Origin of the sequence: Streptomyces sp. NPDC006516, from assembly GCF_040611875.1 — a bacterium.
Taxonomy (GTDB): domain Bacteria; phylum Actinomycetota; class Actinomycetes; order Streptomycetales; family Streptomycetaceae; genus Streptomyces.
Genome location: NZ_JBEXPD010000005.1, coordinates 192591 through 213416 on the forward strand (window position 1 = coordinate 192591; position 20826 = coordinate 213416).

General features: G+C 71.2%; 19 protein-coding genes and 2 pseudogenes. 14 read left to right on the top strand and 7 right to left on the bottom strand.

The features are described 5' to 3' along the window. Positions 1-2: 2 nt before the first annotated feature. Entirely contained in the window at positions 3-3551 is a 3549-nt protein-coding gene (locus tag ABZY45_RS17270) for a WD40 repeat domain-containing protein (RefSeq protein ID WP_356740768.1), read from the bottom strand. 546 nt (positions 3552-4097) lie between these two features. On the opposite strand from ABZY45_RS17270, the pseudogene ABZY45_RS17275 reads away from it, so the two are divergent. Continuing rightward, a pseudogene (locus ABZY45_RS17275) lies at positions 4098-4983 on the top strand (MarR family transcriptional regulator). A 34-nt stretch (positions 4984-5017) separates the two neighbouring features. Here ABZY45_RS17275 and ABZY45_RS17280 read toward each other — a convergent pair. Beyond that, positions 5018-5398, bottom strand: coding sequence for a hypothetical protein (locus ABZY45_RS17280; RefSeq protein ID WP_356740770.1), 381 nt, complete (start codon positions 5396-5398; stop codon positions 5018-5020). 105 nt (positions 5399-5503) lie between these two features. On the opposite strand from ABZY45_RS17280, the gene ABZY45_RS17285 reads away from it, so the two are divergent. The 4 genes and pseudogenes from ABZY45_RS17285 to ABZY45_RS17300 all read left to right on the top strand — a co-directional run bounded on the left by ABZY45_RS17285 (position 5504) and on the right by ABZY45_RS17300 (position 7583). Further along, entirely contained in the window at positions 5504-5863 is a 360-nt protein-coding gene (locus ABZY45_RS17285; protein WP_356741085.1) for an AraC family transcriptional regulator, read from the top strand. A 98-nt stretch (positions 5864-5961) separates the two neighbouring features. Further along, positions 5962-6378, top strand: coding sequence for a VOC family protein (locus tag ABZY45_RS17290; RefSeq protein ID WP_356740772.1), 417 nt, complete (start codon positions 5962-5964; stop codon positions 6376-6378). Positions 6379-6395: 17 nt separating this feature from the next. Then, positions 6396-6683, top strand: a pseudogene (locus ABZY45_RS17295) (ATP-binding protein); the annotation flags it as partial. Between the two features lie 243 nt (positions 6684-6926). Further along, entirely contained in the window at positions 6927-7583 is a 657-nt protein-coding gene (locus ABZY45_RS17300; protein WP_356740774.1) for a YceI family protein, read from the top strand. An 83-nt stretch (positions 7584-7666) separates the two neighbouring features. Here ABZY45_RS17300 and ABZY45_RS17305 read toward each other — a convergent pair whose 3' ends face one another. Continuing rightward, positions 7667-8986 carry an aminotransferase class I/II-fold pyridoxal phosphate-dependent enzyme gene (locus ABZY45_RS17305; protein WP_356740776.1) on the bottom strand — a complete coding sequence of 440 codons (1320 nt, stop codon included), beginning with the start codon at positions 8984-8986 and terminating at the stop codon, positions 7667-7669. Between the two features lie 45 nt (positions 8987-9031). Between ABZY45_RS17305 and ABZY45_RS17310 the strand changes: the two genes are divergently transcribed. Together ABZY45_RS17310 and ABZY45_RS17315 are read left to right on the top strand one after the other, a co-directional pair. Then, entirely contained in the window at positions 9032-10372 is a 1341-nt protein-coding gene (locus tag ABZY45_RS17310; protein WP_356740778.1) for an MFS transporter, read from the top strand. Positions 10373-10598: 226 nt separating this feature from the next. Next, the gene (locus ABZY45_RS17315; RefSeq protein ID WP_356740780.1) at positions 10599-11399 is read left to right on the top strand and encodes an SAM-dependent methyltransferase; all 801 of its coding nucleotides are present in this window, start codon (positions 10599-10601) and stop codon (positions 11397-11399) included. Between the two features lie 32 nt (positions 11400-11431). Here the strand turns inward: ABZY45_RS17315 and ABZY45_RS17320 are convergent, their stop codons facing one another. Beyond that, positions 11432-12451, bottom strand: a complete 1020-nt coding sequence (locus ABZY45_RS17320; RefSeq protein WP_356740782.1) for an alpha/beta hydrolase — start codon at positions 12449-12451, stop codon at positions 11432-11434. 396 nt (positions 12452-12847) lie between these two features. On the opposite strand from ABZY45_RS17320, the gene ABZY45_RS17325 reads away from it, so the two are divergent. The 3 genes from ABZY45_RS17325 to ABZY45_RS17335 all read left to right on the top strand — a co-directional run bounded on the left by ABZY45_RS17325 (position 12848) and on the right by ABZY45_RS17335 (position 14525). Further along, positions 12848-13423 (top strand): YbaK/EbsC family protein, encoded by a 576-nt coding sequence (locus ABZY45_RS17325; RefSeq protein WP_356740783.1) that lies wholly within the window; start codon positions 12848-12850, stop codon positions 13421-13423. A 33-nt stretch (positions 13424-13456) separates the two neighbouring features. Beyond that, complete coding sequence (locus ABZY45_RS17330; RefSeq protein WP_356740785.1) at positions 13457-13969, top strand: hypothetical protein; 513 nt, start codon at positions 13457-13459, stop codon at positions 13967-13969. Positions 13970-14048: 79 nt separating this feature from the next. Continuing rightward, positions 14049-14525, top strand: a complete 477-nt coding sequence (locus ABZY45_RS17335; protein WP_356740787.1) for a hemerythrin domain-containing protein — start codon at positions 14049-14051, stop codon at positions 14523-14525. A gap of 56 nt (positions 14526-14581) precedes the next feature. On the opposite strand, the gene ABZY45_RS17340 is transcribed toward ABZY45_RS17335, so the two are convergent. Continuing rightward, positions 14582-16165 carry a hypothetical protein gene (locus ABZY45_RS17340; protein ID WP_356740789.1) on the bottom strand — a complete coding sequence of 528 codons (1584 nt, stop codon included), beginning with the start codon at positions 16163-16165 and terminating at the stop codon, positions 14582-14584. Between the two features lie 242 nt (positions 16166-16407). On the opposite strand from ABZY45_RS17340, the gene ABZY45_RS17345 reads away from it, so the two are divergent. Then, positions 16408-16893: a GtrA family protein gene (locus ABZY45_RS17345; RefSeq protein WP_356740791.1), complete on the top strand. Its 486-nt coding sequence runs from the start codon at positions 16408-16410 to the stop codon at positions 16891-16893. Positions 16894-16932: 39 nt separating this feature from the next. Here ABZY45_RS17345 and ABZY45_RS17350 read toward each other — a convergent pair whose 3' ends face one another. Then, a complete protein-coding gene (locus ABZY45_RS17350; protein ID WP_356740793.1) occupies positions 16933-17427 on the bottom strand; it encodes a DUF1772 domain-containing protein in 495 nt (164 codons plus the stop codon). A gap of 525 nt (positions 17428-17952) precedes the next feature. On the opposite strand from ABZY45_RS17350, the gene ABZY45_RS17355 reads away from it, so the two are divergent. Then, positions 17953-18831, top strand: coding sequence for a septum formation family protein (locus ABZY45_RS17355; protein ID WP_356740795.1), 879 nt, complete (start codon positions 17953-17955; stop codon positions 18829-18831). A 121-nt stretch (positions 18832-18952) separates the two neighbouring features. On the opposite strand, the gene ABZY45_RS17360 is transcribed toward ABZY45_RS17355, so the two are convergent. Further along, entirely contained in the window at positions 18953-19399 is a 447-nt protein-coding gene (locus ABZY45_RS17360; protein WP_356740797.1) for an ATP-binding protein, read from the bottom strand. Positions 19400-19640: 241 nt separating this feature from the next. On the opposite strand from ABZY45_RS17360, the gene ABZY45_RS17365 reads away from it, so the two are divergent. Both ABZY45_RS17365 and ABZY45_RS17370 read left to right on the top strand, forming a co-directional pair. After that, positions 19641-20492 carry a helix-turn-helix transcriptional regulator gene (locus ABZY45_RS17365; RefSeq protein ID WP_356741087.1) on the top strand — a complete coding sequence of 284 codons (852 nt, stop codon included), beginning with the start codon at positions 19641-19643 and terminating at the stop codon, positions 20490-20492. Then, a complete protein-coding gene (locus tag ABZY45_RS17370; RefSeq protein WP_356740799.1) occupies positions 20489-20695 on the top strand; it encodes a DUF397 domain-containing protein in 207 nt (68 codons plus the stop codon). Before ABZY45_RS17365 ends, ABZY45_RS17370 begins: the two co-directional genes overlap by 4 nt. The last annotated feature ends 131 nt before the right edge of the window (positions 20696-20826 follow it).

The window sequence follows — 20826 nt, forward strand, 5'->3', positions numbered from 1 at the left end:
GTCTACGCCCCCGCCAGGGGCAGCAGGTGCCGTCGCCGTTCGTCCTCGTCAAGGGTCCGGAAGACACGCCCCCTGGCGTGGGCTTCGAGCCGGTCGTAGTCGGGGTCCGCGGACCAGATGCGAGCGGTTCCGTCGAAGGAGGCGGTGAGCAGCCGGGTGCTGTCCCGGGACCAGGCGACCGACGAGACCTTGTCCTGGTGGACGCCTGCGACGGCGACCTCCTCGAAGGTGTCGGCGTTCCAGACACGGACTGTCCGGTCGTCCGAGCCGCTGGCGATGAAGCGGCCGTCGGGAGACCAGTCGACGCAACGGACGCGCCCTTCGTGGCCCTTGAGCACTTCCATGCGACGGCCTGTGGTGACATCCCACACCGCCACCGTCCAATCCCCGGAGGCCGTGGCGATCCGCTGTTCGTCCGGGGACCAGGCGATGTCGTCGACGTAATTGTCGTGGCCACGCAGGACGGTGAGCTGGCGGCTCTCCGCGACGTCCCAGAGGCGGCAGGTGCGGTCGTCCGATGCGCTGGCGAGGAGTCGCCCGCCGGGTGACCAGGCGATGCGGCCGACCCAGTCCTGGTGGCCGGCCAGAGAAATGAGCTCGGTGCCGGTGTCTGCGTCCCGCACACGCACGATACCGTCGTGTCCGCCGGTCGCGATGCGGCGGCCGTCGGGTGACCAGGTGCACGACTCGACAACCTCTCCCCGTTGCTCGACCAGCACGGCACCGGTGTCGTTCAAGATGCGGAAGAGACCGTCGTTCGTGCTGAGCGCGAGCCTGCCGTCCTGGGGCAGCGGGGACCATGCCACGCTCCAGACCCGGTCGTCGAGCCTCAGCGGCTCTCCCACGGGGGTCCCGTCGCCGGAGGCCCAGCGGCGTACGGTCGCGTCGTCGCATGCGGTGGCGATCCGCTGTTCGTCGGCGGACCAGGCTGCCTGGTTCACCGGGCCGCGGTGGCCGTCGGCCGCGACGACCTCCGCTCCCCGCGGCCTCAGGTCCCACACGATCGCCGTACCGTCGGTCGAACTCGTCGCGAGCTGGGTGCCGGAGGGCGACCAGGTCACGCCCCAGACCGTGTCGCTGTGCCCCCGCAGCACGGCCAGGACCTTCGCGTCCTGGGCGCTGACGAGGCGCACGGTGTGGTCGGAGGACGCGGAGGCGAGGGCCCTGCTGTCCGGGGACCAGGCCAGGTTCCACACGTAGTCGGTGTGGCCGCGCAGCAGCAGCCGCAGGGCACCGGTCCGGGCGTCCCAGATACGGGCGGTGTGGTCACCGCTGCCTGTGGCAATGGAGAGACCGTCCGGCGACCAGGCGACGCCTTCGACGAAGTCCGTATGGCCTTCCAGTACGACATCGGTGGCACCAGTGGCGAGGCCCCACACGCGGGCCGTCTGGTCGTGCGATGCCGAGGCGAGACGTGTGCTGTCCGGGGACCAGGCAACGCCCCACACGTCGTTCCGGTGCCCCTCCAAAGCCTGCGTGAGGCTCCCCGTCCGAGCCTCCCACACGCGTACGACGCAGTCCTTCGAACTGGCGGCGACGTACTGTCCGTCAGGTGACCAGGCCACCTGCCTCACGATGTCCGTGGCTCCGGTCAGCAGGCGGACGGACTCGCCCGAAGCGGCGTCCCAGATACGCACGACACGTTCTCGCCCCGCCGTCGCGACGTAGGCGGAGTCCGGCGACCATGCGACCGATTCGACCATCGCCCCGTCGGACGGCAGGACGAGCAGCGACTGCCCGGACCAGGCGTCCAGGATGCGGGCGCTGCCGTCACGTGATGCGGTGGCCAGCCGTCCGCCGTCCGGTGACCAGGCGATGTGCCTGACGGTGTCCGTGTGCGCATCCACGCGCGTGCGGAGGTGGCTCGCGGCGAGCGCCGCCATGAGGCCGCGGCGGGCCGAGGGAGTCGGTGTGCATTCGCCGAGCGCTGCCAGGGACAGGAGGACGGCCCGCTCCGGGTGCGTCTCCGCGCTTCCGAGAGCGTACTGGCCGATGCTGTCCGACACGCGGCGGAGGAAGGCCAGATCGCGCCGCTGCGACGAATGCACCAGCACACGGACCGGCTCGGACGCGATGCCTGACTCCTCCAGCACGGTGAGCCTGCGCTGGGCCAGGGAGAGCCGCTCCCCCGTGAGGAGGTAATCGTCATTGCGGCCGGAGCGTTCCCAGTCCTCGGCCCACCGCTCCAGCTCGGCGCGCTCGCGCAGTTGGTCCACGCGTGACTCGACCTCTTGGCGGAGCGGGGCCCACTGGCGGAACAGCGCCTCGTGCGTCACCTGTGCGTAGGGCTCCTCCTGGCCGGGGGTGCCGTCGCCGGCCGCGTCGGACATCAACAGGCGTGCGTCGATGAACGCGTCCACGACGCGCCGTTCCCGGTCGGTGAGCTCGGACAGCGGAACGCGCTTCCGAGCCACCTCCTGACCTTGAACCGTCACGAACCGAAGGAGGACCCGCAGGACGAACGCGATCCCGTCGGCATGGTCGAGCTCGGACACCGTGTGGTCCGCCTGCCGTGCGAGGGCGCCCGCCACGCCGCCCAATTCGCGGTACAGCTCCACGGTCACGGTCCCGCCCGGGCCGGAGGCGAAGTAGAGCTCCTGGAGGAGGTAGGCGAGCAGCGGCAGGGCGTCGTCCGTGCCGGCGTCGTCGACGATGGCGTCGACGACGCCCGGCGCGAAGGAGAGGTCCACCAGCGCGGCCGGGCCTTCCACGACTTGCGCGAACTGCCCCCTGCCGAGCGCGCCGACGGTGACGGGATGTTGGCAGATCTCGGCGTGGCCCGTGGTCAGGAGCCGAGCGAGGAAGTCCACCCGCAGGGTGGCGAGTACGCGAACACTCGGGTCCTGCTCCACGCACAGGCGGAGCGTGTCGAGGAACTGGGCGCGTTCCCGGTCACCGGCGAGGGTGACAACCTCTTCGAACTGGTCCACCACCAGCAGCACGCGCCGGAACCGGCCGCCGCGCAGGCGGGTCAGTTCGGTCCTCAGGGCAGTGGGTCCCTGTCGCAGACGTCGCAGGACTGCACCCGCGGTTTCCTGTCCTCCACCTGCGGCTGCGATGGCCGCGGCCATCGCGCCCAGCGGGTTCGGCCCCGGAGTGAAGGCGGGGATCAGCGTCCAACGGCGCTCTCGCAGGCGAGGCATGACACCAGCTCTGACCAGGGAAGATTTCCCGCTCCCGGATGCGCCGACGAGCACGAGGAAGCGGTCGGTCGGCCTGTCCGGGGATGTGTGCAGCCTGCGGGTCAACTCGGCGGCCAGAGCCTCCCGTCCGAAGTACACAGCCGCTTCGTCCTCCGCGAAGGCATCCAGTCCGGGGTACGGGACCCGGTCACGTGGCCAGTCGACCTGCGGTGGCGCCGGATTCTCCAGCCGGTACACCACGACCTGGCCCACAACCATCGCGACGACCAGCACACCGATCGCGGGGACGGATGCCCTCTGGATGACCTGTAACAGCCAGGGGGCTTCGTCGGCCCCGGTGGCGTAGTTGGTGACGATGCCGAACAGGCTCGCGACCAGTACCAGCATCACCTGAAGCGCGAGCTGCATCCGCTGCCTCATGGCGCACCGACGGTCGGGCCGTCTTCGCTCCGCAGCACAACGTGCCCCCGTTCCCTGTTGCCCCAGCCATCTTCAGGGCTGCACCGGGTCTATCTCAACAGCGTGTGGCAGAACAAGCCATCGTCGGGGTGAAGCGGCGAGCAGAGCGTGGGCAAGGCCCCGGGACTTGGGACTCGAGCGCCGAGCGCCGGGGCCGGGGCGTTCACTCATTGGAGGGGCTCCCTCAGGGCTCGAACCCGACACTTGAGCTTCGGGACACGAGAGCCGGGACGCGGGCTTCGGGATTCGAGCGATGTTGTCCACCCGGTAGGTGAAAGAAGGGCTTGGGGGAAACCTCCCTACCCTCCCCACTCGTCACGGCCAGCTGACATGACGGTGATCAGATTGCAGCACATCGTCACGACTGCTTACGGCGCCCCCAACGAGTCGACCCCGACGCGGTGCAGCAAACACCGGGCCGACGACTTAGCCCTGGTGCCGGAGCGCGAGCGGTACATCGCCGGATACGTCGACCGGCTCCCCGAAGGCGCGGCGATGGACATCAAGTCCTTGGCCAAACACCTGCCTCTGTACGGCCAGATGGCCGTCTCCAGCGCCCTGAAAGCCCTCGGGGTGGCGGGGCACCTGCGGCGCGTATGCTGCCTGGCTGCCGAGCGGGACCAGATTCGCTGGGTGTCTCGCACCTACTGGTCCCGGACCGCCCGCGACAACGAGTGGTGGGACACGTTCCTGACCACCGAGGGCAGCCACCCCGCACCTGAGGCGACACCCACTCCCCCGTCGGCCGGCGAAGGTGCGCAGGCCCCGGTCACTGCGTCACCCGTGAACACGACCACATCACCGGCCGCACCGCCCGAGCCCGCCCCGCCACAGACCGCGGTTGCCTCCGAGGCCGCCGCCGCGAGCATGACGCACCCCGCGCCCGCTCACCCTGCCGTGCCCGAGCAGCGCACGCACGGGGCGGCCCAGATCGCGCCCTCTCCCGCGTACCTCGCGCTGGCCCAGCTCGGCCGCTTGTACTCGCGCCTCGCCCTCTCCAGCCGACTGCCGCGTCCTTGAGCCCCTGGCCGCCGCCTGGTTCACACGCGGCGTGGATGCCGACTACCTCACCCAGGCCCTCACGGCGGGTCTCCCCGCACAGGTGGGCTCCCCCGAGGGCCTCGTACGCCGCCGACTCACCGACAAGCTGCCAACCGGCAGCACCGCTCCCGCACCGGCCGTCACCTGGGGGCGCCGCCTGCCGGCGGAGTGCACCGAGTGCGGCCGTCCTGGCACGCCCGAAGCTCTGCCAGACGGCCTGTGCCGGGGCTGTCGCACCGCCGCGTCGGACACCACTCCGACAGCGCCCGCAGGTCCGCCGGCCGAACGCGATGTCGACGCGCTGGTCAGCCGGCTCCGCGAGCTGACACGACTGCCCTGACCGCAGCGCCCATCGCCGACGGTGGACGGGGACCTCACAAGCCACCCAGCTCGGTGGCGAGATCCGGATCGCGCATGCCGGGGAAGGCGTAGCCCTCGGTCTCATCCCACGGGACGTCGAGGTCATCCATGTGCACGCGCCACTCCGCTCCCGGCAGAGCGCGGCGCAACTCGGAGACGGAACCCAGCACATGGTCGAGCACCGGCAGCACCTTGCCGGGATCGATCGGCATCTTGGTGGAACCGGCGACGACCTCTTCCGGCCGGCTGTCATCGCTGTCGTAGAGGTACAGGCTTTCCTGGTCCTCGTACGGGAAGGACGCCATGTGGGCGGCGACGATCCGCCCGACATCGGCCGTCTCGGCACCCGTCAGCGGCGTGGCCCGGCTCGCGCAGTAGTAGAGGGAGACGCTCATGGTCCGAGCCTACTGACGGGGTACGACAGTGCCGTCCAGCTCCGGGCAGCCGTCCTGTGGTGGGATGGTGCTGTGAGCCGTACCGCCGAAGAGACCAACCGCCGTATGCTCCGCGCGCGGGACGCGATGGACCGCGCGTACGCGCAGCCGCTGGACGTGCCTGCCCTCGCCCGGATCGCCCATGTCTCCCCGGCTCACTTCGCCCGCACCTTCCGCGCCACCTTCGGCGAGACCCCGCACCGCTATCTGCAGCGCCGTCGCGTCGAGCGGGCGATGTTCCTGCTGCGGGAGAGCGACCGAAGCGTCACGGACATCTGTTACGAGGTCGGCTTCGGCAGCACTGGCACGTTCAGCCGCACGTTCCGCGACATCGTCGGCCGGTCGCCGAGGACGTACCGCAAGGAGTCGGCGGCCACGGACGTGCCCACGTGCTTCACGAAGGCATGGACGCGGCCGAGCGCCTGAGCCGCCTGTCGGCACCGACCGCCGACCGCCGACCGCCGACCGCCGACCGAGCAGTTTCGGATAAGTTTTCGTCGGTTCCGCCGATTAGCGTGGTCAACATGTTCAACGCGATCACGCACTCACAGATCTACGTTCTCGACCAGGACCAGGCCCTCGACTTCTACGTCGGCAAGCTCGGCCTGGAGGTCAATGCCGATGTCGACATGGGATTCATGCGCTGGCTCACGGTCAGCGTCCCAGGGCATCCGGACCGCCAGGTCCTGCTGGAGAAGCCCGGCCCTCCGGCGATGTCCGAGGAGACGGCGGAGCAGGTCCGCGAACTGCTGACCAAGGGGGCACTGGGCAGCGCGCTCATCCTCACCACGGACGACTGCCGCGGGACGTACGAGACACTGCTGGCTCGGGGCGTGGAGTTCACCGACGAGCCGACGGAGAGGCCGTACGGAATCGACTGCGGCCTGCGCGACCCCTTCGGCAACCACCTCCGCTTCACCCAGCCGAAGCCGAAGAGCTGAGAACCGAAGGCGGCGGCGCACTGACGCTGACCGTCGCCGAGCTCAGCAGCAACGCCGTGCGCCACGGCCATGCATCCGGCCGGGACTTCCGCCTCCGTCTCACCGCCGAGGGCACAGCCATCCGCATCGAGGTCACCGACAGCAGAGGCGAGCGCCTCCCCACACCCGCCGAAACGGCCTCATCCGACGAGGACGGCGGCCGCGGCCTGCTCCTGGTCGCCGCCCTCGCCGACCGCTGGGGCTGGTACCACTGCGCGGACGGGCCGGGCAAGACGGTGTGGGCCGTTCTGGAGGTCTCCGCGTAGCCGGTGCGTGTTCTGCGGGTGTGACCGCTCTGCCGTCGCTCACGGTCCTGCACGACACGAGGAAAGCCATCTCCGTGCAGGGGCTCCGCCGGCTCGGCCGTGAGCGATCGCGTTTCGGCCCGAGTACGTTCGGCTACCGCCGGAGCTTTGCCAGGACGTCACCTTGTGAAGGTCCGACCATGAATGTTCGGGTTCCTTGATCATCTCTTGCGGGCGTCACTTACCCCAGAGTAACTAACTGTCATGAACCTCTTCAGCCGCAGCTCCTTGCTCCGACGCCCGGAGCCCCGCACCGAGGAGCCGTCCGTCGCTCCGGTGGCCGCCGGTGCCGCCGTTTCGCCGGATCCGCGACTGGCGGCTCTCACCGGAGAGTGGATGATCGACCCCGCGCACAGCAGGATCGGCTTCTCGGTGCGGCACGCGATGGTGACGACGGTTCGCGGCGCGTTTCTGGAGTACGAGAGCCGTCTCTACTTCGACGGGCGTCGTCCGGAGCGGTCCCGGGCTGAGATCTCGCTGGCCACGGCCAGTGTCGACACGGGCGTGGAACAACGTGACGCCCATGTGGTCGGCCGCGACTTCCTGGATGCCAGGAGCCACCCGCGGATCGTTTTCGTGAGCACCGACGTGCAGCTCGTCGGCAAGGACGTCTACCGCATGAACGGTGACCTCACGATCAGGGGTATCTCCCGTCCCGTGACCCTGGATCTCACCTACATCGGCTATGTGACCGACCCGTTCGGCTACGAGCGCGTCGGTTTCGACGGGACCACCACCATCAACCGTTCCGACTGGGGACTGACCTACAACGCCCGGCTGGCCGAGGGCGGCGCCATGGTGAGCGAGCGGCTCCGGCTCCAGTTCGACATCGCCGCCATCCGCACCCCCGCCGCCGCCTGACGGCCGCCGCTCAGATCCGGCGGCCCGCATGCCGGGTCAGGTCGCCGCAGCCCCTGACCCGCGGCGCCCCGCGTCGGCGGCGCCTAACCTCCGTACACCGCCTGTGACTCGGCGAGAGCCTGCGCGAAGTCGCGGGCGAGCACCGTCGCTTCGGCCGGGGTGAGAGTGGCGGTGGTGACGCGCACCCCGGGTGGGGTCGCGATGCGGAAGCGGGTCCCCGCCGCCGTCCACCAGCCCCGGGTGCGCAGCCCGTTGACGACGGCGGACTCGTCGCGGACGGGTACCCATACGTTGAGACCGCTCACCCCGCGGGCCTCGATGCCGTGCTCGGCCAGCGCCGAGCGCAGGGCCTCGCGGCGGGCGGTGTAGGTGCGGGCCGCGTCGGCCACCAGCCGGGTGACCGACCGATCGGCCAACAGGTCGGCCACGGTGGCCTGGAGGATGTGGCTCACCCATCCGGAGGTCAGCAGCAGACGTCCGTCGTGACGGGCGAGAGTGGCCGGGTCGCAGGCGAGGGCGGCCCATCGCAGGTCGATGCCGAGATGCTTGGACACCGTACGCACCTGGGCCCAGCGGGGCAGCCCTCCGGACACGAGGGTCACCGCGTCCGCGCCGGCGATCTCCGCGTTGTGGTCGTCCTCCACGACGAGGACCTCGGGGAAGTCACCCAGCACGGACAGGAGTTCGTCACGCCGGGCCGGGGTGAAGCGTCCACCGGCCGGGCTCTGGCCACGCGGGCTGCACACCAGGGCCCTGGCCCCGGCCCGCAGCGCGGCGCGGAGCGCCTCGGGCCGGATGCCCTCGTCGTCGACGGTCACCGGCAGCATCCGCAGACCGAGGGCGGGCACGAGGTCGAGAAGGTGATGGAACCCGGGGTCCTCCACGGCCACGGAGTCGCCGGGCCTGAGCTCGGTCGACAGCAGCCGGCCGATGCAGTCCAGTGCCCCGTGCGCGAAGGTCACCGAACCGGTCGGCACCCCGTCCCGGGCGAACCAGGCGCGGGCGGCGTCCTCCAGTGCCGCGAGCCTCGGGGACGCACGGTGCGACCCAGGCGCGGGGGCAACGCTCGCGGGCGGGCTCAGCACCGGGAGGCAGGCGGGGTCGGGGTGGCCTCCCGCCAGGTCCCGCAGCCCCTCGGGCACCCGGGGAGGGCGCCGCGAGGTGACGGCGGGGACCGACGCCACCACCGTGCCGCCGCGCCCCAGGGTCACCACCACGCCGCGCCCGCGCAGCTCCTTGTACGCCGACGCGACCGTGCCGGCGCTTACGCCGAGATCCTCGGCGAGCTTGCGCACCGGGGGCAGCGCGGAGCCCGGGCCGAGCGTGCCGTCGGCCACGCGGCTCTCCACGGACGCCGAAATCTCCCTGGCCGTACCACCAGCGATGCCATATTGTTCTGCCACAGAACAGAGTTTGTACCGATACAAAGATGATGTCAAGGGGGGCTGATGGAACCCACATCGAGCCGCATCCCGTTCGCCCGGCGGTTCGCCGTGCCGGGCGGCCGGGACGGCAGGCGCATGCTGGTGGTCGCCGTCATCGACAAGGTGGGCACCGGCCTGTGGAGCGGAGCCTCGACGCTCTACTTCATCTACGTCGCGCACCTGTCGGTGGCCCAGATCGGCGTCCTCTTGGGGGTGTCCGGGATCCTCGGGATCGCCGGCCCACCGCTCGCCGGGCGGCTGGCCGACCGCTTCCCCGTGACGCGCGTGCTGGTCGTCGCCCAACTGGCGCGGGGTGCGGCCCTGCTGGCCCTCCTGACCACGCACGACCCCGTGCTGCTGACGCTCTTCTCGGCGCTGGGGGCGCTGCCCGACCGTGCGTCGAGCGTGCTGACCAAACTCTTCGCCGCACGGATCGCGGGTCCGCACCGCGTCCGCTACCAGGCCATCCAGCGCACAGCGGTGAACATCGGATGGGCGGTCGGCGCGGCGGGAGCCGCCGCCGCGCTCACCGTGGGCACCACCGGGTCCTACCAGGCGCTCCTGGTGGCCAACGTCGCCTCGTATCTCGTCATCGCGCTCCTGACCCTCCGGTGCGCCGAGCCGCCCGCCCCCAGCCGCGTCGTCGCCTCGGCGGACCGGCCCGTCGCCGCCGCGGGTGCGGTGACCCCCTGGCGCGACCGTCGCTATCTCGCCTTCACCGGTACGGAGGTCTGGCTGTTCCTGGACGACAGTCTGCTCCAGGTGGGCTTCCCCCTGTGGATCGTCCACGCCACCACCGCCCCGGCCGGCCTGGCGCCCCTTGTCCTCGTCCTCAACAGCGTGCTGGTGATCGCGCTCCAGGTACCTCTCTCCCGCTTCGGGGAGACGCGAGCGGGCGCGCGCCGGCTGCTCCTGCCGATCGGCGCCGCGTTCCTGACGGGCGGGGTGGCGCTCGCGGTCTCGGCGAACGGCGGACCTTGGTTCGCCACCGGCGCGGTGCTCCTCGCAGCCGTCGCGTTCAGCATCGCCGAGATCCTGCACGCCCTCTCCTCCTGGGAGCTCTCCGTCGCTCTCGCCCCCGGTGAGGCGCAGGGCGCCTACCTCGGTGTGCACGGCCTGGCCCAGTCGGCACAGCGAAGCCTGGGCCCCGTCGTCGTCGGAGCCGCCGTGAGTGTCGGGGCGGTGGCCTGGCCGGTGCTGGGGGCCACGCTGGTGGCCGTCTGCCTGGCCCAGCACCGCATCGTCAGGCCGGCGGCCGCACCGGCCCCGCCGGGCCCGGCCCACGACGTGCCGGACACCGGGCCCATCGCGGAACCGGATCACCGAGCCGCCGCACCGCCGCTTCCCCATGCGCCCGGGACGTGAGGCGGGGCGCCGTCGCCGGGACGGGGCGTGCGCGCGCAGTCCCGGCGGACCACCGGGCTCCCGGGCGTACACGGAGCGCATCGGGCGGGCGCGGCAGGGGAGTTCGCCACGTCACCCGCCGTACCCCGTACGTTCGCCCTGGTCGGCGATCCGATGTGGATCAGCGGGGTACCGTGGCCGAACACAAGGCCGATCTGGCCGTCTTGGCCGCACGAGGTGACGAACGATGAACGATTACGCGCTGCCCACCCCCCACCCCACCAACGCCCACCCCGCCCGCGTCTACAACGTCTGGCTGGGCGGCAAGGACCACTACCCGGTGGACCAGGAGGCGGCCGAGCTCGCCGCCCGGGCGAATCCGACCATCGTGCCGTCGGTCCGGGCCAACCGGGCCTTCCTCGGCCGGGCGGTGCGTCACCTCGCCTCGGAGGGCATCCGTCAGTTCCTCGACATCGGTACGGGAATCCCCGCCGCCGAGAACACCCACGAGGTGGCCCAGCAGGCCGCACCCGAATCGCGTGTGGTGTACGTCGACAACGACCCGATCGTGCTCACCCACGCCCGGGCCCTGCTGGTCAGCGGCCCCGAAGGCCAGACCGACTACGTGCAGGCCGACGCGCGGGACGTGGACACGATCCTCGACGCGGCCTCCCGCACCCTGGACCTGAGCCGCCCGGTCGGCCTCATGCTGGTGGCGATCCTGCAGTACATCAAGGACGCCGAGGACCCGTGGGACATCACCCGCCGTCTGCTGGACCGCCTGGCGCCCGGGAGCTTCCTCGTCCTGTCGCATCCGGCCGCCGACGTCACCGCCCCCGAGGTGGCCGAGTCCATGCGGATCTACAACGAGCGCGCCGCCAGCCATGCTTCGGCGACCCCGCGCGCGCAGAAGGAGGTGGAGCGCTTCCTGGACGGTCTGGAGATCCTGGAGCCGGGCGTGGTCACCCTGACCCGCTGGCGGCCGGCCCCGGGAGACACGCCGGACGACAGCCTGCCCATGTGGTGCGCCGTGGCCCGGAAGGCGTAGCGGGAGCGGGAGGCCCGCGGCCGTACGCCCCCTCAGGTGGCGCTGCGCTCGCTCGCCTCCCGCAGGCCTCGCTCCACGGCCCGGTCGAAAGCGGGGTCGGGTGCTCCCTGCGTGGTGCCCGGGCGGCCGGCGCGGAGGAGTTCGCGCCAGCGTTCCTGACTCCAGTCGGCGGGCGCCGTGGTGCGCATGAAGTCCTCGACCAGGTCCCGGAAGCGGGTGGGATCGGTGTGGAAGGGGAAGTGCCCCGCGCCCTTGAAGATCTCCAGGCGGCTGTTGGGCATGGCGGCGTGGGCGCCGTAGGCGTGGTGGACGGGGACGACGCTGTCCCGTGAGCCCCACAGCAGGAGTGTGGGCATCCCCTGGGCCAGATAGCAGCGGTCCAGCATCGTGACGACCTGGCCGCGCCAGTCGACGACCGCGCGCAGGGTGCTGATGAAGGCACTGCGGGAGGTGGAGTCGGGCAGGGCGTCCACGAGGTCGAGCAGTTCGTCCGCGTCCTGGCCGAGGTCGGTGTCGAGCAGCTTGATCAGCCGGGTGAAGAGGCCGACCTGGTGACGCATGCCGGGCAGGCGCAGCATGGACAGCATCAGGTCGGCGCCCGGGAGGGACACCGCCCGGAGCACGGGGTTGACCTCCCGCCCGACGCCGCCCGCACTCACCAGGATCAACCGGTCGGTCCGTTCCGGGTACTGGTAGGCGAACTGCATGGCCACGCCACCGCCGAGCGAGTGCCCCACCAGGGTGGCGCGCTCGATGCCCAGGACGCCCAGCAGGTCCCGGACGCCGTTCGCGTAGGCGGCCACCGAGTAGTCGGCCCTGGGCTTGTCGGAGGAGCCGTGCCCGAGGAGGTCGGGGGCGATCACGGTGTGGTGGCGTGCCAGTTCGGGGATCACCTCCGCCCAGGTGGCGGAGGAGTCGCCGATGCCGTGGATCAGGAGGATGGCAGGCCCCTCCCCCGCCATCCGGTACGCACGGCGGTAGCCGTGGATGGTGCGGTGGGACAGCCCTGTGCCGCGTCCGGCCTGTCGTCCGCGTGCTGGTGCGCCGGCCACGGCACCGCCTCCGTCTGCTGCTCCGACGTTTTCCGAGCGAGGGTAGGAAACTCCCGCGCCGAGCGGATTACCGGCGCGTTTCAGGCGGCGCCCGGGTGGGGCGCGGAGGCGGTCGTCCGTCGGCCCGGCATTCGTAACACGCGGGCGGTGACAGGGCCCGCCGACGCGCCCTACGACCGGCCCGGACCGTCGCCGTCCCGCGCCGTTCCTGATGCCCGCCCGTTGTCGACGTGGACGGTGCGGGCATCGGGAGCGAGGCTCCTGTGGGCGTGCCGGCCGACATACGATCGGGCGGAACCACTTCGGGTGGTGCGCGACACCGCGTGCGCACCCTCTATCGTCGTGACGGCAACGCCTCACCCAGGCCCCGCGGTTGTTCGACGAAGGATGGTCACCGTGCCCCAGCAGTTTGCGTCCGCCCCACAGGAGTCCGCGGACGTCACCGGCGGCGACGCCTATCTGCGGCTCGTGTCGCTGCTCGACGAGCACGGCGCCCGGTACCGCGTCATCGACCACGCCCCCGAGGGACGCACCGAGGAGGTCAGCGCACTCCGGGGGCATCCGGTCTCCCGAGGGGCCAAGTGCCTGGTCGTCATGGTCAAGACCGGCAAGCGCACCAAGCGGTACTTCCTCGCCGTGGTCCCCGGGGACGCCCGGGTCGACCTGCCCGGCCTCAAGGCGCTGGCCGAGGGGAGCTACGTCTCGTTCGCCTCGGCGGAACGGGCGGAGGAGCTCTCGGGAAGCGTGAGCGGCACCATCCTCCCCTTCAGCTTCCACCCTGATCTCGAACTCGTCGTGGATCCGGGGGTGCTGGAGCACGAGGAGATCTTCTTCAACGCCGCACGCCTGGACCGCTCACTGGCTCTGGACACGCGGGACTACCGGGACCACCTGCTGCGCGTGGGCGCGCGCATCCACCCGGTCGCAGCCCAGCCCTCTCGCCCGGAGCCGGCGCCTGAACCGGAGTCGTGAGGCCCTCCGCCCCCGAGTGGACAGGACGAATTGATGGGCATCTTCGACAGGCTGACCGGCACGAGGCATCCCGAGAGGGGTATCACTCCGCGTTCCGAGCAGGAGGTCCGGGCCGCGCTGCTCGCGGTCAACGGGCCGGAGGTGCCGTACCGCGTGCGCGGTGCCACGCCCGAGGAGGGTGTCGGACTGGTCGCGGAGTGGCGGATCACGGAGCCCGCGATGCGGCCCTTCTTCGTGCGGACGCGGCTGGACCGGACGCTGAAGACCCGGATGCGTCTGGTCCCTGAGAAACGCGAGGTCCGCACCTTCGACGAGCAATGGGAGGTGACCTGGGCCGGCGACACCCCTCGGCTCAGGATGTCGGGTGAGTACGCGCGGGGACAGGTGACCGCGGTCTCCCGGCAGTGGACCCTCGGGCGGGGTACCGACGGCCGTCTGCGGACGACCGAGGTGTTCCGCTTCGACCCCGCCGAGATGAAGGACCCCCTGCGGGAGGCGGTGCTCGGCGCGGGATGGACATGGCGGGGCGTACTGACCAAGCTCTGACCCCGCTCCCGGCACGGTGGCGGCGACCGACGGAATGAACAAACCGCCCGTAAGCCATCTTCCGGGCTACGGTGGGCTGATGTGCCACTACTGCGGCTGCCGCGAGATCCCTCTGATCAAGGAGTTCATCGCGGAGCACGAGTCCGTCACCGACACTGCGGGCGACGCCCTGCGCGCCCTGGACCAGGGCGACAGCACCCTGGCCGGGGAACTGGTCGCCCGCATGGAGCGGGAGTTGCGTGCCCACTGGCAGGGTGAGGAGCAGGGGCTCTTCGCGGTGATGAGCGGCGATCCGGAGTACTCCGGATACATCGACGCTCTCGTACGGGAACACCGCGAACTCGCCGTGTTCCTCGGCCGTGTCGATCTGGCACGCGCCGACGACGTCGTACAACTGCGTGCGGCTGTGGACGAGCTGCACCACCACATCGCCAAGGAGGAGGACGGTCTCTTCCCGGCCTCACTGACCGCGCTGTCCGGGGACGAGTGGGACCTCTCGATGGCAGCGTGGCGGAGGGCGCACCCCGGCGCTCCCGGAGGCCTCGGACGGCCGTGACCTCGACCCGCCGTTCGCTCCCCCACCGCTCGGCGCGGCAGGAGAACACGGTCCGGTCAGCCGGAGCGTCCGGTCGCCGTCGCGGTGAGGTGCGCGCCGGACGCCGGCAGCAGATACCCCTGGAGAGCCCTGGCGCCTCTGCCGGAAGGCAGGGGTACGGTCCGCGTCCCGTGGGCGAAGGCGGGCGGATCGTTCCCTTCCTGGACCAGGACGGCTGTCGGCAGGTGACGTGCGGTTGCCCGCAGGGCTTCTGTGGTGACGCTCGTGTCGTGGCCGGCGGTCTGGCGCGAGGCGCAACCCGCGTAGTACGCGACCGGCACGGCCTGGTCCCCGCTGACCACGCACGGAGGGCGCACCCCCGCACGGTTCAGCGCACGGGCCACCGCGGCGAAGTCCGAGGTGGTGGCGTGGCTGATGCGGACCACGTGGCTCAGGACGAGGAACTGCACGGTGAGATGCGCAGCCAGGGCAAGGGCGAGCAGGGCGGCACCGGTTGGCCTGCGGGCGCGCAGCGTCCGGGTGAAGAGGTGCGCGACGCATTCGGCCGCCGGGACGGACAGCAGCGCGTAGGCGGGGAGCAGGAAGCGGGGCGCGGCGTATCCGACCAGGAAGAGGTACGGCAGCGCCATCGCGGCCCCGCTGACCGCCGCCACCAGCGCGGCGGCACCCCGGCCCGCCCTGCGTGCCGCGAGGACCCCGCCGAGGGTGAGCACCGGCAGCGCCACCCACCAGACCGCGGTGGCCGGGCTCTCCCAGCCGATGTCGCAGGGGCGGCACAGGGTGCGGCCGGCGAGGGCGCGCAGATGGTCGTCGACGGCGATGTTCCAGCCCAGCCCGCCCTGGATCTCACCGGCCCGGTGCAGCCGGGCGGCGATACCCCCGTGGTGGGCGTACGCCTCGGCGGCCCAGGGGGCGCAGCCCGCCGCCAGTCCGGCGAGAAGCGCGGCGCACATGCCCGGCAGCCGCCGGCCCGGCAGCAGGACGGCCATGACGGCCGTCGGCAGCGCGAGCCAGAATCCGTCGGCGGGGCGCATCAGCGCGACCAGTGCCACCGCCGCTCCGGCCCCGATCACCTCCGCTCTGCCGGTCCCTCCGCGCAGGGCCCTGACGACCCAGCCGGTCGCGGCCAGGGCTCCCAGCGCGCACCACAGGTTGGGCATCGCCGCCGGGCCGTAGAACAGCGTCGGCCACAGCCCGGCGAACAGCACCCCGGCGCCCGCCAGTACGGGTACGGGCAGGACCTTGCGCCAGATCCCGAGAGCGACGAGCAGCCCGGCGGCCGACAGGAGGGCCAGGTAGATCCGCAGCGTCGTGGTCGAGGCGGTGAGCGCGGCCGCGGGAGCCACCAGATAGGTGATGCCGCGGGCGCGCGGGGCGCTGAAGAAGGCGGGCGGGACGTTGCCTCCGACCTGGCTGACGTAGACCGTCTCGTCCCACGACAGCCCTGATCCTGGTACGACGAAGGCGAGTTGGACCGCCGCGAAGGCCATGGCGACCACCGTCAGCCACAGCAGCGAGCCCCTGCCCCGTCCGGCCGGCGGGAGAGAGGTGGTCGGCCCGGCGGCGCGCGAGCGGGCGGGAGCCGGGGCAGCGGGTTCCGGACCGGAGGGCGCCGGGCGCACCGGCTGGGGTACGTGCATGACCGCTCCTCACCTGCGCCGGACGACGGACGGCGGCGGCCTTGGTCAACGAGAGAAGGGGCGTGGGGTCACGCGGCCCGGCCTTCTCCCTGACCTTGAGGCAGGGCTGTCCCCCAGGGCGCACCGGGGGGCTACCCCCACATAAGTAGGGGGTCTGGATGGATCGTTCGGTGGACGCGAAAGACCCAGACTGTGAGGTGGAATCAGAACACCGTTCCGCACTCCGACCGGAGGCTCTTCCCGTGACCGCCCCAGCGCACCGCCCCGTGCCGCGCACCGCCCACCCGCTCGTCGCGGCCTTCGTACGCTTCGTCGTCTGCGGAGGCGGCGTGGGCCTGGCCTCCAGTGGTGCACTGGTGCTGCTCGCCGTTCATCTGCCGCTGGTCGTCGCCAACGCGGTGATCACCGTCGTCTCCACGGTGATCGCCACGGAACTGCACAGCCGCGTCTCCTTCAGGAGCGAGCGCAGGGGGTGGCGGGTCCACCTGCAGTCCGGGCTCACGGTGGCCGTCAGCTACGTGTTCACCACGGCGGCCCTGCTCGTGCTGCACGCCGTGCAGGACTCCCCCTCGGCGCTGGTCGAGCAGACCGTGTATCTGTCGGCCTCCGCCGTGGCCGGGGTGGGGCGTTTCGCGTTGCTGCGCATCGTGGTCTTCGCCCCGGCCGCGATTCCGGTGGGCGCCCCCGCCCCCGCCCTCGTCAAGCCGGCTCTCGCCGTGGCTGCCTGACGGACTTCTTGGGGCCCCACGGGACCACGACCGGCGCGTCTACGCCGAGCCGTGCAGGTGAAGCGCCCAGAGCAGGGCACCGAGGGACGCGGTGTGGAGGACGGCCCGCACGGTGTTCCATCCGGCCCACCGGTCCTCGAACGCCGCACGCGCCTCCCTGAGCCGGTCAGGGGCGGCGTCCGACGGGACCTTGTCGAGCGCGTCGTTGAGCGGGACGTTCCGTGTGCCGGTGACCAGGAACGCCGCCGCGTACGCAGCCAGGGCCGCGACGATCCACGGCAGGGCACCCGGGCTGTGCCCCATCGCCGCCAGGACCGTCGCCAGCACGAGCAGCGGCAGGGGCAGCAGGAAGGGCACCAGGAACCAGCCGTTGAGGATGGCCCGGTTGATGTGCTGCATGCTCCGTACGAAGGCGTGGTCGTCGGTGCGGGACAGGCCCGGCATGACGGCGTAGGCGAACGCGCAGAACAGCCCGGCCATCAGGGCGGCTCCCAGGGCCGACGCGAGGAGCGCCGCGGTCTGAAGGGTTCTCATGTCCGGCTCCTCACACGTGTCCCGCACCCAGGGCGGCTTCGGCGCCCCGGCCGGCCCTCGATGTCGGAGACGGGCACCGGCGTCCTCGTCGGCTGTCCCTCCCCTGCGGCGTGCTCCGGCCCGACGCCGCAGCGAGCATACGCGCGCGCCTCGCCGAGCGCCTGTCAGGAGAATGGCGTAACGCGCCCAGTGGGAGGACGGGGCCCGAGGCCCCTCGACTCCTCCTGCACCGAACGGCGACGCGAAACACACATGCGGAACACCCTCCCCTCAGGGAGGCCGCCACGAACCACGCGCCCCCGACGCTGTCACTCACCCCAAGGATGTCAGTCATTGACTGAGTTCACAAGAATTTTTCACGCCGGGCCTCTTCCGTCTTCTGGCTGGTCAGCGCCGGTGCCGCGCAAGTGAGGCGGCTCCCCGCACTGACCTCCGGACATGACCTGAACACAGCAATGTCGCATCCATGCCATACGATGCGCACACCTGTTCACAGATTTTCCGTTGTTTGAGGATGCCCCAGCCATGTTTCTCGGTGTCACGTCTCGCTCCGCACGCGGCATATCCGCCGCCGTAGCCCTGCTCGCCATCGGTGCGGTGGGCTGCTCCGACGCCATCGACAGCGCCACCGCCGGCGCCAAGAAGGTCGTCCGTCAGCGCTCGGTCTTCTCGCTCACGCCCGGCGACTGCTACAACCCGAACAGCGGGGCGACCGAGAGCGAGGAGTTCAGCGTCGAGATCGTCCCCTGCGAGGAAGCGCACGAGGGCCAGGTCGTCGGCGAGTTCTCGATCGAGGGCGAGTCGAAGTACCCCGGCGACGAGGGCGCGTCGAAGATCGCCGACGAGCAGTGCCCTGCCGAGTCGCTGAAGTTCATCTCCGACACCTGGGCGGTTCCGGAGGGTGTCGAGCTCTTCTACTACTACCCGACGGCCGAGAGCTGGGCGACCGGCGACCGGTCCGTGAGCTGCACGTACGCGAAGGAGACGGGCACGTTCACCGACTCCCTGAAGAACGAGTCCCTGAACGCCGACCAGCTCGCGTACCTGAAGGGCGCGAACGCCGTCTACGAAGCGCTGTGGGCGAACCAGCCGAAGGCGGAGCAGATCGAGGACGACCTGGACGGGTACAAGAAGCAGGCCAAGGCCGTCTCCACTGCGCTGGACGCCCACCTCGCGAACCTGAAGGGCATCGTCAAGCCGGAGACCGTCAAGCTCACCGAGCAGCTGGAGAAGGCCGCCGGTTCGTGGAAGGACGCCGCATCGGCCGCTGACACGGACGCCTTCTACATCGCGTACGACGTGGCGTTCACCGGCATCGACCCGAACAAGACGGTCGGTGCGCGCAAGGAGCTCAAGCTCGCCACCACCGTCCCGGCCGACGACGCCGAGGTCTGGGCGGGCTGATCCACCCTGCCCGCGCGGGCCGGCAGGTCGGAGACGACCCGTCGGCCCGCGCGGGCGTTCACCCCGCTTTTCCCTTCCCCCGCGCCACCTGCCGTCGCCCGCCGCGCACGAGTGGTGGGCGTCAGCTCAGCCGCACCTCCGCCCAGACGGTCTTCGTCCAGGCGTCGGGAGCGGAGCAGCCCCAGCGGTCCGCATACGCCTCGACGAGCAGCAGCCCTCGTCCCGAATCGGCCTCGGAGCACCGTGGTTCGGCCGGTGCGATGGGTGGAAGGCGCTCGGGACGCGTGTCCGTGACCTCGATCCGGACGCCTCGCGCGATGAGCCGCAGCGTCAACCGGAAGTCGCGCCCCGGCAGGCGGCCGTGCGTGATCGCGTTGGTGGCGAGCTCCGCCGTGACGAGGGCGACCGCCCGGACCGCGTCCGTGTCGTAGGCCCCGCCGCACCACTCGGCCAGCTGCTGCACGGCCAGTGTGCGCGCGAGCCGCGCACCTCGTGGTGTGCTGCTGAGCCGGAGGCTGAACAAGGCGTCGGGCAATGAGCTCTCGCGTCTGTCTTCCTGTTGCTTCACGGTGCCATGGTGGGAGGCGGAAACCGCCCCTGCCAGGCACGTCGTCCGTACGACGAGGCGCGGTACGGCTGGTGCCCTCCGCGCTCCGACCGCTTTGTACGGGCCTTGTACGGGTGCTGTACGAGCGGCAGCCGTGTCCCGGGAAACGACCCTCCCGTTGAACCTCACCCCGAAGAGGCGAATCGGGGATCGGTGCGGGGCGTGCGGAGGAGGAGCGGTGGCGGAGAGGGGCGTGGCGGCGATGCGGGACCCCGGGAACGGGCGCGCGACGAAGGCGAGGGCCAAGGAGGACGGCGATCTGCCCGGCGTGTGGGTGGCGTACGGCAAGCTCCTCCAGCACCTGCGCCGGCGGGCCGGGTTGAACCAGCAGAGTCTCGGGCAGGCCATCGGCTATTCGCTGGAACAGGTCGCCTCGGTCGAGCAGGGCCGACGCCCCGCGAAGGAGGCGTTCACCGAGGCGGCCGACCGGGTGCTGGACGCGGCAGGGGTCCTGGCAGTGCTCCAGGACGACGTGGACCGGGCGAAACTTCCCCAGTTCTTCCGCAACTTCGCGCTCATCGAGGCCGAGGTGGTGAGCCGGTTCTCCTACGATCCCCTGCTGGTGCCAGGGCTGTTGCAGACGGAGGCGTACGCACGGGCGGTGTTCGCGGGCCGCTGCCCACCGCTGAGCGAGGAGACCGTCGACCAGCACACGGAGGCACGGCTGAGCAGGCAGAAACTGCTGACGCGGGTGCCGTTGGCGGAGCTGTCGTTCATCGTGAGCGAGGAGGCGTTGCGCAACCCGGTGGGCGAGGCGGAGGTCATGCGCGGACAGTGGCGCCGCCTGCTGGAGGTGGGCCTGATGCGCAACGTGGAAGTGCAGGTCATGCCTGCCGCGTCCGGCTTCCACGCGGGCTTGAACGGGCCGTTCGTGGTACTGGAGACGGATGAGCACCGGCACCTCGGATACATCGAGTCGCAGGAAGTCGGTTGCGTCGTCCGGGAACCGGCTCAGGTCAGCGCGTTCGGCATGCGTTATGGCAAGCTGCGATCGCAGGCGCTGAACGGCGTGGAGTCTGCGCGGCTCATCGAACGGCTGGTGGGAGAGACATGAACGTGGAGCGGGTACCCCGGAACGCGGACGAACCGGCCTGGTTCAAGAGCAGTTACAGCGGATCCGGAGGTGGCGACTGCGTGGAGGTCGCGGCCGGTTCCGGCGCGGTGTTCGTGCGGGACTCGAAGGCCGGCGGCGACGGTCCGGTGCTGCGCGTCGGGCACTGTGGGTGGGCCGCGTTCGTGGCGTCGGCCGTCCGCTAGGACGAGGCCTCCACAGCACGGCAGAACTGCCGCCCGGGGAAGAGCCGGAGGGCGCCCGGAGGCACTCCGGCACACCTCGATCTGCCGCGCACGCCCACATCGCACTGTGAACCAAGTCAACGGCGTAGTAG

Excerpts from the sequence above, each read along its gene's own strand:
- ABZY45_RS17310 (WP_356740778.1), top strand. The coding sequence starts at position 9,032 with ATGGAACCCACATCGAGCCGCATCCCGTTCGCCCGGCGGTTCGCCGTG.
- ABZY45_RS17285 (WP_356741085.1), top strand. The coding sequence starts at position 5,504 with ATGCTCCGCGCGCGGGACGCGATGGACCGCGCGTACGCGCAGCCGCTG.
- ABZY45_RS17330 (WP_356740785.1), top strand. The coding sequence starts at position 13,457 with ATGGGCATCTTCGACAGGCTGACCGGCACGAGGCATCCCGAGAGGGGT.
- ABZY45_RS17370 (WP_356740799.1), top strand. The coding sequence starts at position 20,489 with ATGAACGTGGAGCGGGTACCCCGGAACGCGGACGAACCGGCCTGGTTC.
- ABZY45_RS17270 (WP_356740768.1), bottom strand. The coding sequence starts at position 3,551 with ATGCAGCTCGCGCTTCAGGTGATGCTGGTACTGGTCGCGAGCCTGTTC.
- ABZY45_RS17340 (WP_356740789.1), bottom strand. The coding sequence starts at position 16,165 with ATGCACGTACCCCAGCCGGTGCGCCCGGCGCCCTCCGGTCCGGAACCC.
- ABZY45_RS17350 (WP_356740793.1), bottom strand. The coding sequence starts at position 17,427 with ATGAGAACCCTTCAGACCGCGGCGCTCCTCGCGTCGGCCCTGGGAGCC.
- ABZY45_RS17300 (WP_356740774.1), top strand. The coding sequence starts at position 6,927 with ATGAACCTCTTCAGCCGCAGCTCCTTGCTCCGACGCCCGGAGCCCCGC.
- ABZY45_RS17335 (WP_356740787.1), top strand. The coding sequence starts at position 14,049 with ATGTGCCACTACTGCGGCTGCCGCGAGATCCCTCTGATCAAGGAGTTC.
- ABZY45_RS17315 (WP_356740780.1), top strand. The coding sequence starts at position 10,599 with ATGAACGATTACGCGCTGCCCACCCCCCACCCCACCAACGCCCACCCC.
- ABZY45_RS17355 (WP_356740795.1), top strand. The coding sequence starts at position 17,953 with ATGTTTCTCGGTGTCACGTCTCGCTCCGCACGCGGCATATCCGCCGCC.
- ABZY45_RS17280 (WP_356740770.1), bottom strand. The coding sequence starts at position 5,398 with ATGAGCGTCTCCCTCTACTACTGCGCGAGCCGGGCCACGCCGCTGACG.
- ABZY45_RS17290 (WP_356740772.1), top strand. The coding sequence starts at position 5,962 with ATGTTCAACGCGATCACGCACTCACAGATCTACGTTCTCGACCAGGAC.
- ABZY45_RS17365 (WP_356741087.1), top strand. The coding sequence starts at position 19,641 with ATGCGGGACCCCGGGAACGGGCGCGCGACGAAGGCGAGGGCCAAGGAG.